The 15704-nt window shown below is 64.4% G+C and carries 11 protein-coding genes and 1 tRNA gene; 7 read left to right on the forward strand and 5 right to left on the reverse strand.

Annotated elements, in window-relative coordinates; genetic code table 11:
- Positions 1 to 3 precede the first annotated feature (3 nt).
- Together putA and LZ536_RS00875 are read left to right on the forward strand one after the other, a co-directional pair.
- Complete coding sequence (gene putA, locus LZ536_RS00870; RefSeq protein ID WP_431357929.1) at positions 4 to 3114, forward strand: bifunctional proline dehydrogenase/L-glutamate gamma-semialdehyde dehydrogenase PutA; 3111 nt, start codon at positions 4 to 6, stop codon at positions 3112 to 3114.
- Positions 3115 to 3300: 186 nt separating this feature from the next.
- The gene (locus tag LZ536_RS00875; RefSeq protein ID WP_249846428.1) at positions 3301 to 4473 is read left to right on the forward strand and encodes a sensor histidine kinase; all 1173 of its coding nucleotides are present in this window, start codon (positions 3301 to 3303) and stop codon (positions 4471 to 4473) included.
- Between the two features lie 25 nt (positions 4474 to 4498).
- Here the strand turns inward: LZ536_RS00875 and LZ536_RS00880 are convergent.
- Positions 4499 to 4573 (reverse strand) — tRNA-Asn (locus LZ536_RS00880).
- A 92-nt stretch (positions 4574 to 4665) separates the two neighbouring features.
- The gene (locus tag LZ536_RS00885) at positions 4666 to 5493 is read right to left on the reverse strand and encodes an NAD kinase (RefSeq protein ID WP_249846429.1); all 828 of its coding nucleotides are present in this window, start codon (positions 5491 to 5493) and stop codon (positions 4666 to 4668) included.
- Positions 5494 to 5585: 92 nt separating this feature from the next.
- Here LZ536_RS00885 and LZ536_RS00890 point away from each other — a divergent pair, with 92 nt between their 5' ends.
- Positions 5586 to 6401, forward strand: a complete 816-nt coding sequence (locus tag LZ536_RS00890) for an EAL domain-containing protein (protein WP_249846430.1) — start codon at positions 5586 to 5588, stop codon at positions 6399 to 6401.
- On the opposite strand, the gene mfd is transcribed toward LZ536_RS00890, so the two are convergent.
- The gene (gene mfd / locus LZ536_RS00895; protein ID WP_249846431.1) at positions 6398 to 9892 is read right to left on the reverse strand and encodes a transcription-repair coupling factor; all 3495 of its coding nucleotides are present in this window, start codon (positions 9890 to 9892) and stop codon (positions 6398 to 6400) included. The genes LZ536_RS00890 and mfd overlap by 4 nt on opposite strands.
- Positions 9889 to 10167 (reverse strand): FAD assembly factor SdhE, encoded by a 279-nt coding sequence (locus LZ536_RS00900; protein ID WP_249846432.1) that lies wholly within the window; start codon positions 10165 to 10167, stop codon positions 9889 to 9891. Before LZ536_RS00900 ends, mfd begins: the two co-directional genes overlap by 4 nt.
- Before the next feature lie 54 nt (positions 10168 to 10221).
- Here LZ536_RS00900 and recG point away from each other — a divergent pair, with 54 nt between their 5' ends.
- Complete coding sequence (gene recG, locus LZ536_RS00905) at positions 10222 to 12276, forward strand: ATP-dependent DNA helicase RecG (protein WP_249846433.1); 2055 nt, start codon at positions 10222 to 10224, stop codon at positions 12274 to 12276.
- Here the strand turns inward: recG and tyrS are convergent.
- A complete protein-coding gene (gene tyrS, locus LZ536_RS00910) occupies positions 12263 to 13492 on the reverse strand; it encodes a tyrosine--tRNA ligase (protein ID WP_249846434.1) in 1230 nt (409 codons plus the stop codon). The two genes, recG and tyrS, sit on opposite strands and share 14 nt — an antisense overlap.
- Positions 13493 to 13578: 86 nt before the next feature.
- Between tyrS and LZ536_RS00915 the strand changes: the two genes are divergently transcribed.
- Genes LZ536_RS00915 through LZ536_RS00925 form a run of 3 tightly spaced genes read left to right on the forward strand, consistent with a single transcriptional unit; the run spans position 13579 to position 15659 of the window.
- On the forward strand, positions 13579 to 13923 hold the full coding sequence (locus tag LZ536_RS00915; RefSeq protein WP_249846435.1) for a GIY-YIG nuclease family protein: 345 nt from the start codon (positions 13579 to 13581) through the stop codon (positions 13921 to 13923).
- Positions 13914 to 14450, forward strand: a complete 537-nt coding sequence (locus LZ536_RS00920) for a DOMON-like domain-containing protein (RefSeq protein WP_249846436.1) — start codon at positions 13914 to 13916, stop codon at positions 14448 to 14450. Before LZ536_RS00915 ends, LZ536_RS00920 begins: the two co-directional genes overlap by 10 nt.
- Before the next feature lie 9 nt (positions 14451 to 14459).
- On the forward strand, positions 14460 to 15659 hold the full coding sequence (locus LZ536_RS00925) for an exo-beta-N-acetylmuramidase NamZ family protein (protein ID WP_249846437.1): 1200 nt from the start codon (positions 14460 to 14462) through the stop codon (positions 15657 to 15659).
- Positions 15660 to 15704: the final 45 nt, after the last annotated feature.

Below are 15704 nucleotides of genomic sequence, written 5' to 3' on the forward strand. Positions count from 1 at the left end.
CAGATGGTCGACCGCTCCGCGCTGCGCCGCGCTTACCGGCCCGATGAAAATGCCATTGTCGAACAGAGGCTTGCCGAAGCCGAGCTGACGGCGTCGCAGGCCAAGGAAGCCGCGGCGATTGCCCGCTCCCTGTCGAAGTCCGTCCGCGCCCACAAGCCGACGGGCATTGACGCGTTCATGGCCGCCTATGGCCTTGGCAGCGATGAAGGTATCGCCCTCATGTGCCTTGCCGAGGCACTGCTGCGCATTCCGGATGCCGAGACCGCCGACGACCTCATCGCCGACAAGCTTTCCGGACCCAATTGGGCGGACAAGCTCGGCGAATCCTCTTCGCCCTTCGTCAATGCGGCGACCTTCTCGCTGCTTTTGACCGGCAAGGTCCTCGACAACGCCAAGGATTCGACGGAGGGCTGGACCGCCGCTCTAGGCCGAGCCGTCGGCCGCCTCGGCGAGCCGGTGATCCGCGCCGCCGTCAGCCAGGCGATGAAGATTCTGGGCAAGCAGTTCGTTTTCGGCCGCACCATCGATGAAGCGATGAAGCGCGCAGCGCCGGAGCGCCGGCAGGGCCTCAGTCACAGTTTCGACATGCTCGGCGAGGCTGCAAAGACCCACGCCGACGCAGCGCGCTATGCCAAGGCCTATTCGTCGGCACTCGACCGCATTGCCAAGGAAGCGAAAGACGGCTTCCGCAAGTCGCCCGGCATCTCGGTTAAGCTCTCGGCGCTGCACCCGCGTTACGAGTGGAGCCATATCGAGGAAGCCAAGGCGGCCATGCTGCCGGTCCTGCGCGACCTGGCGCTGAAAGCCTCGCGGGCGGATGTCCACTTCACGATCGATGCCGAGGAAGCTGATCGGCTCGAACCATCGCTCGACATCATCGAAGCGCTGGCCGCCGACGATGAGTTGTTCGCCAATGGTTGGGGCGGCTTCGGCCTCGCCATTCAGGCCTATCAAAAGCGCGCCGTGCCCCTTTGCGATTGGGTCGCCGAGCTGGCCCGCAAGCACAACCGTCGCTTCATGGTGCGCTTGGTCAAGGGCGCCTATTGGGACACTGAGGTGAAGGCGGCGCAGGTCGCGGGCCTCGACGATTACCCGGTCTACACGCGCAAGATCGCGACCGACGTCTCCTACATCGCCTGCGCCAAGCGCCTGCTCGCGGCGAGCGATGTGATTTACCCGGCCTTCGCGACGCACAACGCCAACACCATCGGCGTCATCAAATCGCTGGGCGGCAGCGGAGAGTTCGAGTTCCAGCGCCTGCACGGGATGGGCGAGGGCCTCTACGAGGAACTGGCGAAGCTTGAGAAGGGCATTGGCGAAGACCGCACCCCAGTTCGCATCTACGCGCCGGTCGGCAGTCATGAGGACCTGCTCGCCTATTTGGTCCGCCGCCTGCTCGAAAACGGCGCCAACAGCAGTTTCGTGAATCGCATTGCAGACGAGCAGGTGTCGCTCGACGAACTGGTTCGGGACCCGGTCGCGGAACTTCAGGCACTCGAACCGAAGCGCAATCCGAGAATCGTCGTGCCCGCCGGCCTCTTCGGAGCGAAGCGCCGCAACAGCGCCGGCGTCGACCTCAGCGACCCGCTGGTCCGCGAGCCATTGCTTGAACGCCTGAAGGCGCTCGAGGCCCGCAGCTGGACCGCGAAGCCCGGTCTTGGAAAAGGTGAGGCAAGGTCCATCGTCTCCCCGCATGACCATCGGATCACCGTGGGGACGACATTCGAGGCGACAGCCGCCGATGTCGACCGAATGGTTCGTGCCGCGTCTGACGCGCAGATAGCCTGGGATTCGCTCGGCGGCGAGAAGCGTGCCCGGCTGCTGGAGCGGGCCGCCGACCTGTACGAGGAGCATGCGGAGGAGTTCTTCTCCCTATGCACCCGCGAAGCCGGGAAGACCCTGGTCGACGGAGTGCTGGAAGTGCGCGAGGCAGTGGACTTCCTGCGCTTCTACGCGTCGGAAGCGCGGCGCCAGTTCACCAGGCCGCTGCCGCTGCCCGGTCCAACGGGCGAACAGAATGAGCTGAGGTTGCATGGCCGCGGCGTGATCGCCGCCATTGCCCCCTGGAATTTCCCGCTCGCGATCTTCACCGGGCTTGTTTCCGCGCCTCTGGCTGCCGGCAATGCCGTGATTGCCAAGCCGGCCGGGCAGACGCCGTTGGTTGCCGCGCTTGCAATCGAACTCATGCATAAAGCCGGTATCCCCCGGGACATCGTGCAGCTTGCGCCTGGCTCCGGCAGGGTGGTGGGCGGTACGCTCACCGCGCATCCTTTGCTCTCGGGCGTCGTATTCACCGGCTCCACCGAAACCGCCCGCATGATCAACCGCACCTTGGCCGAGCGCGATGGCCCGATCATCCCGTTCGTCGCCGAAACCGGCGGTCAGAATGCGATGATCGTCGATAGCTCGGCGCTGCCCGAGCAGGTGACTCGCGACGTCATTTCCTCGGCGTTCCAGAGCGCCGGCCAACGCTGCTCGGCGTTGCGCGTGCTGTTCGTCCAGGAAGACGTTGCCGACAGCATGATCTCCATGATCTCCGGTGCGATGGAGGCTCTCACGGTTGGCGATCCGGGCGATCTCAAGACGGACGTCGGACCGGTGATCGACGAGGCAGCGAAGAAAGTGCTCGATGACCACATCGAGTGGCTCGACAAGAATGCCAGGAAGATCTGCCGCTTGGACGAACCGAAGGAGGCTACGAACGGCACCTTCGTTTCTCCCGCCTTCTACGAGATCGAATCGCCGAGCCAATTGAACCAGGAAAACTTCGGCGCCATCCTCCATGTCGTCCGCTTCGGCAACGACGAGCTCGACAAGGTGGTCGAGGCGATTAACACGACGGGCTATGGCCTGACCCTCGGCCTGCACAGCCGCATCGACACGGTCCGCGACTATGTCGAGGCGCATGCCCGGGTTGGCAACTTCTATGTCAACCGCAACCAGATTGGCGCCGTGGTCGAAAGTCAGCCATTCGGTGGCGAGGGCCTTTCCGGGACGGGACCCAAGGCCGGTGGCCCGCATTATGTCGCGCGCTTCGCGACCGAGCGCGTAACCTGCATCGACACGACGGCCGCGGGTGGAAACGCATCCTTGATGGCGGCCCTCGAAGGTTAGGGCGAGAAGACCGAAAGTTCCGTCTTTCGACGATTCTGACCTCTATTTTCGACCAACTACCTCACCTTAGTTATCCATGCGGGTTTGTACCGATGTTGATAACTTATGATAACCGGCCTATCTGGGACATTACTTAGGGGATTACCGCCCGAGTCTGCGTATGTGGGGCTAGCACGCGGGGCTTTTATGGAGTTTGGACCGGAACCTCCGGTAGTATTGGGGCATCACCCCAAGGATTCTCCCCATCTGGCCTTTGAGCTTTCTCAGGCCCCCGCCGTAACTTCATTCACCTCGTCCAGCCGGCATGAATTCGTTGCCACTTTCCGCCAGATCATCAGCGGGCTTCCCGAGCAGATCGCACTCGTCGACGAACATTGGCAGATCCTCGCGGTCAACCCGGCCTGGATCAAGACCGCCGCCATGTACGGCTATGATTCCCTCACGCCGGGGACCGATTATCTCGCCTTTTGCGATGCGCGCGCCCGTGACGGGCACCGCCCGGCGGCGATTGCCGTCGACGGCATCCGGGCGATGGAGCGCAATGGCGATCCGTCGTTCCGCTTCACTTATCACGGCAAGGATCGCTGGGAGGGATTCGCCTTCCAGTTGTGCGTGAACCGGATCGAGGTCGGCGGACGGGTCATGCACACCATTACGCGCTACGACGTGACGGAGCTCGTCAACCTCCGCCAACTGCGCGAGGAGTTCAGCCATTCGCTGATCGAGCACCAGGCCGAAGAACGGCGTCGTATCGCGCGAGAGGTCCATGATTCGACCATGCAGCTCCTGGCCGGGCTTGGACTGTCGATCGCGCATCTCAAGGAAACCAAGCGCAAGCCGAAGATCGAAATCCAGATCGTCGACGAGATGGAGCAACTCCTCGGCGAAGCCCAGCGCGAGCTCCGCGCCATTTCTTTCCTCGCCCACCCGCCGATGGTGAGTGAGCTTGGCCTGGCCACGGCGATCCGCCAGCTCGCCGGCGGCTTCGCAAAGCGGACCGGCCTCAAGATTACGACGAACGCCGAAGGAGACATCCACATGTCGCCGGCAGCGGAGGTCGCGGTCTACCGTATGGTCCAGGAGGCTTTGTCGAACGTCCACCGCCATGCGCGCGCCAGCGACGTCGCCGTCGGCGTCTACCTGCGCCGCTCGATGCTGCACATCGCGATCGTCGACAATGGCATCGGCATGCCGGAAAAGGTCCGCAAGGGCGTCGGCCTGTCCAGTATGCGCGAGCGGATCGACGAGATCGGCGGGCGCCTGATGATCCGCCACGGCAAGCCGGGGACGATCATCATCGCCAGCGTGCCGACGCACCCCGAGATCCGGCACAAAGGCGACCTCGCGATCGCCTGCTGATTTCCCTCCTGATTTCTGGGAAAAATGGCTCCCCGGGCCTGATTCGAACAGGCGGCCGTCCGATTAACAGTCGGATGCTCTACCGCTGAGCTACCGGGGAGCGGTCCCGTGGGACACGGCGCGCTAAATAGCGAAGCAGGCTCCAAACGCAAGCGGCTAAGCGATCCGGTTGACGGATCGCGACCACAAATATCACGTCGCGAATTGCTCCATCGCGATCCGCTCGTCGAGTGCATGCTCAGGATCGAACAACAAGGTCATCGACCGTTCCTTGTCGAGCCTGACATCGACCGTGCGTACCTCGCGGACCTCGAACTGGTCGGCAACGGCGGAAACCGGGCGATTTTCGGCCTCGAGCACACGGAATCGGACGGCGACGTCGTCGGGAAGGATGGCTCCGGACCAGCGCCGAGGCCGGAAGGCGGCAATCGGCGTCAGCGCCAGGACCTTTGATGCCAACGGCAGGATCGGTCCGCGTGCGGAATAGTTATAGGCGGTAGAACCCGCGGGCGTCGCCACCAGCACACCGTCGCAGACCAGTTCGGGCATGACGACGCGGCCATTGACGCTCAGTTCGATCTTCGCCGTCTGGCGGGTTTCACGGAGCAGGGACACCTCGTTGATCGCGGAATGGCGATGAACCTCGCCGCTGACCGTAGTCGCCTCCATGTCCAAGGGCGCCACCCTGATCGCCTTGGCTCCCGCGATCCGCTCGGGCAGGCGGTCCAGGCGCCACTCGTTCATCAGGAAGCCGACCGTGCCCCGGTTCATTCCGAACACGGGCTTGGGATCGCCGCCCTCCATCATGCTGTGCAGCGTCTGCAACATGAACCCGTCGCCGCCCAGGGCAACGAAGGTTTCGGCTTTGTCCGTGTCCGCCCATTGATAGCGCCGGCGCAGCATCTTTTCCGCCGCCTGGGCGGCCTCGGTCGGGGAGGCGAGCAGGCCGATTCCAGCCGCGGCTAGGTCGCGGTTACCGTTCTCGGGCCGGGGCGCTTCGGCGGTCACGCTGCGGAACATAGGGATTTCTGGTGCCTGCGCCACTGTCCCGTTGTGGGGCTGGCGCTAACGCGTGCTGGAGCAGGCCACTACGAAGGCGTAGCCGCACTCTGATGAGTAAACAGCGTGCCACGAACAAGCAGCGCGCCTCGGACCGGCTGCAGAAGCTGGTCGTGCGCCGCCGCGACCCTGTGCTCGAGGATGCGATCGAGCAGGACCGTATCGCCATCCATTTCCAGCCGCAGATCGAGCCGGCGACCGGCCGCATCGTTGCGGTCGAGGCCCTGGCGCGCTGGGACGGTGAACCTTCGGCCTCCGAGCTCTTCCAGCGCGCACGGCGCGGCGGTCTCAAGGAGCGGCTCTCCCGCTTCGCCCAGCGCAAGGCGCTCAGGATGGCGGGCGCCTGGCCTGCTCCGCTTTCCGATCTCAGGATTTCCATCAACCTCCTCGCCGAAGACCTAGGGCGGGACGGCTACGACCAATGGCTGCTGGAAGAGATCGCGCTGGCCGGCCTCGCGCCTGACCGTGTGACGGTCGAGATCACGGAGGACAGCCTGCTTGCGGACGGCCGGTTGATTGCGGAGCGCCTGGGCCGCCTGCGCGAAGCCGGTATCCAAATTGCCGTCGACGATTTCGGCACGGGCTATGCCAACCTTGCCTATCTCACGAGCTTGCCGCTCGACACGCTGAAGATCGATCGCGGGCTTATCACCGACCTTGCCGAAGAGAAGCGCGGCCGCATCGTCGTCCGCGCCATGATCGATATGGCCCGCCAGCTCGACCTCAAGGTCGTCGTCGAAGGCGTCGAAACGCCTGAGCAATTGGCGCTGATCGCCGACTGGGGCTGCGATTTGTACCAGGGCTTCCTCGGCTCCGGCGCACTGGCCGAACAGGATCTCGCCGAACTGATTCAAGCCGCAGCCGCTTAAGCCGGTTCCAGCTCTTGCTTCTCGCCGGCGGCCACGACCCGCGCCAGCCCTCGCGACAATTGAAGCGCGCCGTTCAGCCGGGCTTCGCCGGTCGCCCAGTCGCGGCTTACTATCAGCTTGCTGTCAGGTCTCAGCCTGGCGGCACCCTTCAGGCGATCGACATAGCCCAATAGTCCGGCAAGGTCGGGGAAGCCGCTTTCGATGAAGGTCACAACCGCACCCTTCGCGCCGACATCCAGCTTTGCGATGCTGGCGGCGCGGCAATTGATCTTAGTCTCGACGATCCGCAGCAAATTTTCGGTTTCCGGCGGCAGCGGGCCGAAACGGTCGATCAGCTCGGCGCCAAAGGCCTCGACGCTTTGCCTGTCTTCCAGCTCGCCCAAGCGCCGATACAGGCCCATGCGAAGATCGAGGTCCGGAACATAAAGCTCGGGAATCAGGATCGGCGCATCGACGCTGATCTGCGGCGAGAACTCCTCACGGCGTTCGCTGCCTCCCGACTTCATTTCCAAAATCGCGTCTTCCAGCATCGACTGGTAGAGCTCGAAGCCGACTTCCTTGATGTGCCCCGACTGCTCGTCGCCCAGCAAATTGCCGGCGCCGCGAATGTCGAGGTCATGGCTTGCCAGCTGGAAGCCCGCGCCGAGGCTGTCGAGGTTGGCCAGCACTTGAAGGCGTTTTTCCGCGCCCTCCGTCATTTGCCGATCCGCAGCCGTCGTCAGATAAGCGTAGGCACGGGTCTTCGATCGTCCGACGCGTCCGCGCAACTGATAGAGCTGCGCCAATCCAAAGCGGTCGGCGCGGTGGACCACCAATGTGTTGGCCGACGGAATATCTAGGCCGCTCTCGACGATCGTCGTCGACAGAAGCACGTCGTATTTGCGGTCGTAGAAGGCGCTCATGCGTTCTTCGACCTCGGATGCGCTCATCTGGCCGTGGGCGGTGATGGCCTTCACCTCCGGCACTTCCTCACGCAGCCATTCCTCCATGTCGGGCAAATCGGCGATGCGCGGGACGACGAAGAAGCTTTGGCCGCCGCGATAATGCTCGCGGAGCAAGGCTTCGCGGACGACAACCGGGTCCCAGGGCGTGATGTAAGTGCGGACCGCAAGCCGATCGACGGGTGGCGTCTGGATCACCGACAACTCGCGCAGGCCCGACATCGCCATCTGCAGCGTCCGCGGGATCGGCGTGGCGGTCAGCGTCAACACGTGGACGTCGGCTCGCAGCGCCTTCAGCCGCTCCTTGTGGGCAACCCCGAAATGCTGCTCCTCGTCGACAATGACGAGCCCCAACTTCTTGAATTTGATGGTCTTCGCCAACAGCGCATGCGTACCGATGACGATGTCGACCGTGCCCTTTTCAAGCCCTTCCTTGGTCTTCTTGGCCTCGGCTGCAGGGACCAGCCGCGACAGGCGGCCGATCTCGATCGGGAAGCCCTGAAAGCGCTCGACGAAATTCTTGAAATGCTGGCGAGCGAGGAGGGTGGTCGGGCAGACCAACGCCACCTGATAACCCGCCATGGCGGCGACGAAGGCCGCCCGCAGCGCCACCTCGGTCTTGCCAAAACCGACATCGCCGCAAACCAGCCGGTCCATCGGCCGTCCCGCCGACAAATCTTCCAGAACCTCCCCGATCGCACGGTCCTGGTCCTCGGTTTCCTCATAGGGGAAGCGGTTGATGAATTCCGGGAAGGCGGAATCGGCTTCCGCCACCTGCCCGGCGCGGGTTGCGCGCACGGCGGCGGTCTTAATGAGTTCGCCGGCAATCTCGCGGATGCGCTCCTTCATCCGCGACTTGCGACGCTGCCAGGCCTCTCCCCCCAGCCGGTCGAGCCCGGCATGGTCGCCCGCGCCGCCGTAGCGCGTCAGGACATCGATATTCTCGACCGGGACATAGAGCTTGTCGCCGCCCGCATATTCCAGCGCGACGCAATCGTGCGGCGCCTTGCCGACCTGGATCGACGTCAAGCCTTCGTAACGGGCGATCCCGTGGTCGGCGTGGACAACAAGGTCCCCGGGCGAGAGGGCCGCGAGCTCGGCAAGGAAGGCATCAGCGCTCTTGCGGCGCTTCTTGCGGCGGACCAGCCGGTCGCCGAGCATGTCCTGCTCGGTCAGCACAGCGACTTCCGGGCTGGTGAAGCCGTGGTCGAGCGGCAGGACCATCAGCGCCGCATCGGATTTCGCTCCCAGGGCTTCCTGCCAGGTGCGAACCTGCTTGACCGACTTTAGGCCATGATCCTCAAGCAACCCGGTCAGGCGCTCGCGAGCGCCGGCGCTATAGCTTGCAAGCACAATCTTGTGCTTGTCTTTCCGTAGCTTGCCGATGTGTTTGACGACTTCTTCGTAGATGTTGCTGTTCTGCGCCCGCTCCGGTGCAAAGTCGCGGGCCGGGTCGACGCCAAAGTCGATGACGCGGTCGCTCTCGGGCTCGTGGAAGGGCGAGGTGAGGTGAATGGTCCGCGCCTTGAGAGCATCGCGCCATTCGTTCGAGCTTAGGTACAATGCAGTGGGAGCCAGTGGACGGTAGCTGCCGGGCTCGGACACCATCGCCCGCTCACGATTGGCGAAATAATCCTGGATCGCCTCCTGCCGCGATTCCAGCGCGCCATCGGTGCCGCTGTCGCGCAGGATGACGTCATGATCGCCAAGATGGTCGAAGAGGGTTGCGAGCTTGTCCTCGAAGAGGGGCAGCCAGTGCTCCATCCCTGCAAGGCGCCGCCCCTCCGAAACCGCTTGGTAGAGGGGATCGCCGGTCGCGGTGGCGCCAAATTCCTCGCGATAGCGGGCGCGGAATCGCTTGACGCTGTCCTCGTCGATCAACGCTTCGGACGCAGGCATCAAAGTGAAGGCCTCGGCTGGGCCGGTGGTGCGCTGGTCGGCGGGTTCGAAGCGTCGCATCGTCTCGATTTCGTCACCGAAAAAGTCGAGACGGATCGGACTGGGCTCGCCCGCTGGGTACAGGTCGACGATCGAACCGCGCACGGCATATTCGCCCGCATCGTGAACCGCGTCCGTGCGCTGGTAACCGTTGGCGGTCAGCAGCTTCACCAGGGATTCGCGCTCGATCCGTTCGCCTTCCGCCAGCCGCCGGGTCAATTGCCGGACCCGGAACGGCGTCACGAGCCGCTGCGCCGCCGCATTGGCGGTCACGATCAGCAGTTGCGGGCCTTTACGGGGCGCCTGGAGCGCATGCAGCGTCGCCATACGCTCCGCCATCACGCGCAAAGCCGGAGAGCTGCGGTCGTAGGGCAGGCAGTCCCAGGCCGGGAGTGTCAGCACCTCGACGTCGGGCGCGAAAATCGGGGCCGTCTCGGCCAGCGCCCGCATCGCGGCCTCATCTGCTGCAATCACGACCGCACGACCGCCGGCGCCCGTTCCGTGCGCCGCGCGGGCCAGGTCGGCCGCCAGCCCCGGCAGGAAACCCGCGGGGACGCCGCTAAGGGTGAGCGGCTGTCTTGCCTTAAGGATGCGTTGCAGGGCGTCGCTCACTTTGGCGCTTTCAGGTAATCGAGGCGCTGCATCGCCTGCATCATCGGTCCCTGGAAGCGCGCCGGCGGTTCGGCGGCGCCGATGGCCCAGGCCATGATGTCGACGTCCTGTTCCTGCAGCAGGCCGGAGAACCAGTCGCGTTCCTGCGAACCCCATTGCTCACGGTGAGCATCGAAGAATCCCCCGATCATCAGGTCGGCCTCGCGAGTGCCGCGATGCCACGCGCGCCACTGCAGCGCCTTCAGTTCGTCATCCATCGGGGGCATGGCGGCCATGTAGGGCGAGGGGAGCCATATTGCGAGCGGGGAATGACCCGCTAAACCTTCGTCATGCGGCCGGACATCCTCAATCCCCTGTTTGCCGAGGTAGAAGCGCTGCCCGGCGTTGGCCCGCAGGTCGCCAAGTCCCTGAAACGGCTCGATATCACCCGCGCCATCGATCTAGCCTTCCATTTGCCGACCGGAACGATTGAGCGCGTCCGGGCGCCCGAGGCCAGCGCCGCTTTGATTGGCCGCATCGTTGTCCTGGAATTGACCCCGTTCGAGACCCGGCAGGGCGGGCGCGGGCCCATGCGGGTCTTCACCAGCGACCGCGACGGCAACACCATAACGCTTGTTTATTTCAACAACCCAGGCTGGGCGAAGAAGCAGCTGCCGCTCGGTGAGACGAAGACCGTTGCCGGTAGGCTCGATGCCTATGGCGACGAATGGCAGATCGTGCACCCCGAAGTCCTGGGTGCCGGCAAGGCGGCCGACTTGCCGCTCCGCGAGCCGGTCTATCCACTGACGGAAGGGATCGCCAACCGCCGGATGCGCGAGCTGGCGATTGCGGGCGTCGATCGTGCTCCGGATTTGCCCGAATGGATCGAACCGTCCGTGCTCTCGCGCCATGGTTGGCGCGATTGGCGCTCGTCCTTGGCCGAGGCACATTCAGAACCATTGGCAAACGACGTCCGTAACCGGTTGGCATATGACGAGATATTCGCAAATCAGCTGGTGCTGTTGCTGCTCCGGCAGGCCAGCCGTCGCAAGCGCACCAAGCCACTGCAGGGCGATGGCCGCCTGACCGGCAAGCTCCAACTGCCATACAGCCTCACCGGTGCCCAGCGCCGGGTCACAGAGGAAATCCGCGGCGACATGGCCCAGTCCTCACCGATGTTGCGCCTGCTCCAGGGCGATGTCGGATCCGGCAAGACGCTCGTCGCCCTGCTGGCGATGCTCTCTGCCGTCGAAGCCGGCGCCCAGGCCGCCTTGCTCGCACCAACCGAGATTCTTGCCCGCCAGCACCATGCGACGCTGCTGAATCAGGTCGACAGCCTCGGCGTGCGCGTCGCCATCCTCACCGGCCGTGAGAAGGGCAAGGCGCGCGAAAGCGTCCTCATGGGCCTCGCCGACGGCTCGATCGACATCCTCGTCGGCACTCACGCCATTTTCCAGGAGAAGGTCGGTTACAAGAACCTCGGCCTCGCCGTGATCGACGAGCAGCATCGGTTCGGCGTTTCGCAGCGGCTGCTGCTCTCGTCGAAGGCCGAACACCCGCCGCACTTGCTCGTCATGACGGCGACACCCATCCCGCGCACCCTGACCCTCACGCAATATGGCGAAATGGACGTCAGCCGGATCGATGAAATGCCGCCGGGCCGCACGCCTATCGAGACCCGAGTGATTTCGGACGAGCGCGTCGGCGACGTAGTCGATGGCCTCGCCCGCCACATCGCGTCCGGCGGCCAGGCCTATTGGGTCTGCCCGCTCGTGGAAGAGAGCGAGAAATCCGACGCCGCGGCGGCCGAAGCCCGCGCCGCCGTCCTTCGCCAGCGCTTTGGCTCCGACAAGGTCGGCCTCGTCCATGGCCGCATGAAAGGGCCCGAAAAGGATGACGTCATGGCGTCATTCGCGTCCGGTAAGCTCGCCTTGCTCGTCGCCACGACCGTCATCGAGGTCGGCGTCGACGTCCCCAACGCGACCCTCATGATCATCGAAGGCGCCGAGCGCTTCGGCCTCGCCCAGCTTCATCAGCTTCGCGGCCGTGTCGGGCGCGGGGAGGGCAAGAGCACCTGCCTCCTCCTCCGCGGCCAGCAACTCTCGGAGACGGGCAGGGCCCGCCTCGCCCTGATGCGCGAGACCAATGACGGCTTCCGCATCGCCGAGGAGGATCTGCGGCTGCGCGGCCCCGGCGAAATCCTCGGTACCCGCCAGTCGGGCGAAGTCGGCTTCCGGCTCGCCACGCCAGAACAGGTCGCCGAGCTTGCCCCGATCGCCACCAGCGACGCGCAATTGCTGCTCGACCGCGACGGCGGCCTCGACGGCCCGCGCGGCCAGGCGGCTCGCGTCTGCCTCTACCTTTTCGAACGGGATGCGGCAGTCGGCTTGCTCAGGAGCGGGTAAGCAGCCCGTGCTTCTTCTTGCCTAGGCTGATCTTCACCGGCTCCTCGGCTGTCGCCACCACTGCCATCGGATCCTTCACGACCTCGCCGTTCACCCGAACCGCGCCTTCGTCGATCTTGCGGCGGGCCTCGCCCTTGGAATCGACGAAACCAAGCCCGATCAGGATGGAGACGATCGGCAAGTCCGCATCGTCGGTCTCCAGCGTCGGCAAGTCCGCTCCGACGCCGCCACCCGCGAACGTCGCCTTCGCCGTCTCCTCGGCCGCCCGCGCGGCCTCTTCACCATGCAGCATCGCCGTCGCAGCGGTCGCCAGCGTCACCTTGGCGTCATTGATCGCCGCCCCGCCGGCACTGACCAGCGCCGCAATCTCGCCGAGTGGCAAATCGGTAAAGAGCTTCAGGAACCGCTCGACATCGGCGTCCTGCGTGTTCCGCCAGAATTGCCAGTAATCATAGGGGCTCAATTGCTCGGCATTCAGCCAGACCGCGCCCCTCGCGGTCTTGCCCATCTTGGCGCCGTCGGCGGTCGTCACCAGCGGCGTCGTGACGCCATAGACCTCCGTCCCGTCGATCCGCCGCGATAGCTCGATGCCGTTGACGATATTCCCCCACTGGTCCGACCCGCCCATCTGCAGGCGGCACCCGGAGCGTCGGGAAAGCTCGAGGAAATCATAGGCCTGGAGGATCATGTAATTGAATTCCAGGAACGTCAGCGGCTGCTCGCGATCCAGACGCAGCTTGACGCTGTCGAAGGTCAGCATGCGGTTGATCGTGAAATGCCGGCCGACATCCCGCAGGAACGGGACATATTCCAGCTTCGACAGCCATTCGTCATTGTCGACCATGATCGCGTCGGTCGGGCCGTCGCCGAAGGTCAGGAAGCGCTCGAACACCCTGCGAATGCCGGCGATATTGGTCTGAATGGTTTCGTGGCTGAGCAGCTGGCGGCCTTCGTCCTTACCGCTGGGATCGCCCACCTTGGTCGTCCCGCCGCCCATCAGCACGATCGGCTTGTGCCCGGCCTGCTGCAGCCGCCGAAGCTGCATGATTTGCACCAGGCTGCCGACATGGAGCGACGGCGCAGTGGCATCGAAGCCGATATAGCCAGGCACCACCTGCTTCGACGCCAGCGCATCCAGCGCCTCGGCATCGGTGACCTGGTGAATATAACCACGCTCGTCGAGCAGCTTCAGGAGGGAGGATTGGTAACCGGACATAGCTCTTCGGTTAGACGACCGAGTTCAAACCAACAACCGTTCGTCCTGAGCTTGTCGAAGGACTGTCCTTCTGCCTACCAAAGAGCATGACCTTCTGGGCTTACATGTTGCATTGCCGCGGCGGCTATTTCTACGCCGGTCATACCGAAGACTTGGAGTTGCGTGTCGCCCAGCATGAATCCGGCATGTTGCCGGGGTTTGCATCCGACCACTTGCCGGTCCACTTGGTCTGGTCTCAGGAATTCCCCACTCGCTACGAGGCCTTGGCCGTCGAGAGGCAGATCAAAGGGTGGAGTCGAGCCAAGAAACTGGCCCTCATCCAAGGCGACTGGCTGAAAATCTCTGCGCTGGCCAAAGGGAATGGCAGTCCTTCGACAAGCTCAGGACGAACGGATGTTGCGGAGACATCGGACGAGGGCCAGTGCAGCTAAATCTCTCGCCCCATCCACAAACGCCCCCGGAGGACCCCGACTTCAAAGTCTGGGCAAGTGCCGAGCTTGCGGCGGCCTTCGGTGCGGCGGCGACGCTAAACATCTGGTTCTGCGTGGGGGCACCTGCATCCCGCTTCCTGCTTCCAGAAGCTACGGAGGAGGGGCGAGCGGACGAGCTCTGGAAGACGACCTGCTTCGAGGCATTTCTCCGCGCCGACGGCGATTCCGCCTACCGTGAATGGAATTTCGCGCCTTCCGGGCAGTGGGCCGCCTATGACTTCACTGCACCGCGCGAAGGCATGACCAATGCTGACGTCGGCGCTCCGCCTTATGTGCGCGTGGAGGACAATCTGACCTGGTGGACGCTCGGCGCGACCATCGCCGTCGATGCGGGCCAAAGCTGGAACCTGGGCTTGAGCGCGGTGATTGAGGAGAAAGACGGCACCAAATCTTATTGGGCCCTGGCTCATTCGTCGGAGAGGCCGGACTTTCATCATCCCGATTGCTTCGTCGCCCAGCTTGCCTAGACAGCGCACATGACCCTGTTCGGCATCGACCGGCTGCTCGCCGATCCTGAGCTTCGCAAACCCCTCGAAGGCAAGCGCGTCGCGCTCCTCGCGCATCCCGCCAGCGTCACGAAGGACCTGACCCACAGCCTCGACGCCTTGGTCGCGGCGGGCGTGAACATCTCGGCGGTCTTCGGCCCGCAGCACGGCGTCCGTGGTGACCTCCAGGACAATATGATGGAGTCCCCGGACTTCACCGATCCCAAGTACGACGTCCCGGTCTTCAGCCTCTACGGAGAAGTCCGCCGCCCGACCGGCCAGTCGATGGGCACCTTCGACGTCATCCTGATCGACCTGCAGGACCTCGGCTGCCGCATCTACACCTACGTCACGACCTTGCTGTATATCCTCGAAGCAGCGGCCGAGCACGGCAAGACCGTCTGGGTGCTCGACCGCCCCAATCCCGCCGGCCGCCCCGTAGAAGGCACGGCCTTGCTTCCGGGCTGGGAAAGCTTCGTCGGCGCCGGTCCGATGGTCATGCGCCATGGCCTGACCCTGGGCGAAATGGGCCACTGGTTCATCCGCCACTTCAACCTCGACGTCGATTATCGCGTCATCGAGATGCACGGTTGGCGGCCCGACAACGGTCCCGGCTTCGGCTGGCCCGAGGACCGCATCTGGATCAACCCATCCCCCAACGCCGCCAATCTCAACATGGCCCGGGCCTATGCCGGCACCGTCATGCTGGAAGGCGCGACCTTGAGCGAGGGCAGGGGCACCACCCGCCCGCTGGAGCTGTTCGGCGCACCCGACATCGATGCGCTGGCAGTCATCAACGAAATGCACCGCCTCGCGCCCGATTGGCTCACCGGTTGCAAGCTCCGCGACATCTGGTTCCAGCCGACCTTCCACAAGCATGTCGGCCAGCTCTGCAACGGTGTCCACATCCACGCCGAGGGCGGTTTCTACGACCACGCCGCCTTCCGCCCGTGGCGGCTGCAGGCCCTGGCCTTCAAGGCCATCCGCAACCTCCAGCCCGATTACGATCTCTGGCGCGATTTCGCTTACGAATATGTCTTCGACAAGCTGGCCATCGACGTCATCAACGGCGGCCCTGCGCTGCGTGAGTGGGTGGACGATGCCAACGCCGCGCCCGGCGACCTCGACGCGCAGGCCAGCGCCGACGAAACGGCTTGGATCGTCCAGACCAAGGACCTCCGCCTTTACTAACCGTCACCCTGAACTTGTTTCAGGGTCCATTGCGACGAGGGCACT

Origin of the sequence: Sphingomonas alba (assembly GCF_023516555.1) — a bacterium.
GTDB classification, from domain to species: domain Bacteria; phylum Pseudomonadota; class Alphaproteobacteria; order Sphingomonadales; family Sphingomonadaceae; genus Sphingomicrobium; species Sphingomicrobium album.

Excerpts from the sequence above, each read along its gene's own strand:
- LZ536_RS00875 (WP_249846428.1), top strand. The coding sequence starts at position 3,301 with ATGGAGTTTGGACCGGAACCTCCGGTAGTATTGGGGCATCACCCCAAG.
- LZ536_RS00885 (WP_249846429.1), bottom strand. The coding sequence starts at position 5,493 with ATGTTCCGCAGCGTGACCGCCGAAGCGCCCCGGCCCGAGAACGGTAAC.
- LZ536_RS00900 (WP_249846432.1), bottom strand. The coding sequence starts at position 10,167 with ATGGCCGCCATGCCCCCGATGGATGACGAACTGAAGGCGCTGCAGTGG.
- recG (WP_249846433.1), top strand. The coding sequence starts at position 10,222 with ATGCGGCCGGACATCCTCAATCCCCTGTTTGCCGAGGTAGAAGCGCTG.
- LZ536_RS00915 (WP_249846435.1), top strand. The coding sequence starts at position 13,579 with ATGACCTTCTGGGCTTACATGTTGCATTGCCGCGGCGGCTATTTCTAC.
- putA (WP_431357929.1), top strand. The coding sequence starts at position 4 with ATGGTCGACCGCTCCGCGCTGCGCCGCGCTTACCGGCCCGATGAAAAT.
- LZ536_RS00925 (WP_249846437.1), top strand. The coding sequence starts at position 14,460 with ATGACCCTGTTCGGCATCGACCGGCTGCTCGCCGATCCTGAGCTTCGC.
- LZ536_RS00890 (WP_249846430.1), top strand. The coding sequence starts at position 5,586 with ATGAGTAAACAGCGTGCCACGAACAAGCAGCGCGCCTCGGACCGGCTG.
- tyrS (WP_249846434.1), bottom strand. The coding sequence starts at position 13,492 with ATGTCCGGTTACCAATCCTCCCTCCTGAAGCTGCTCGACGAGCGTGGT.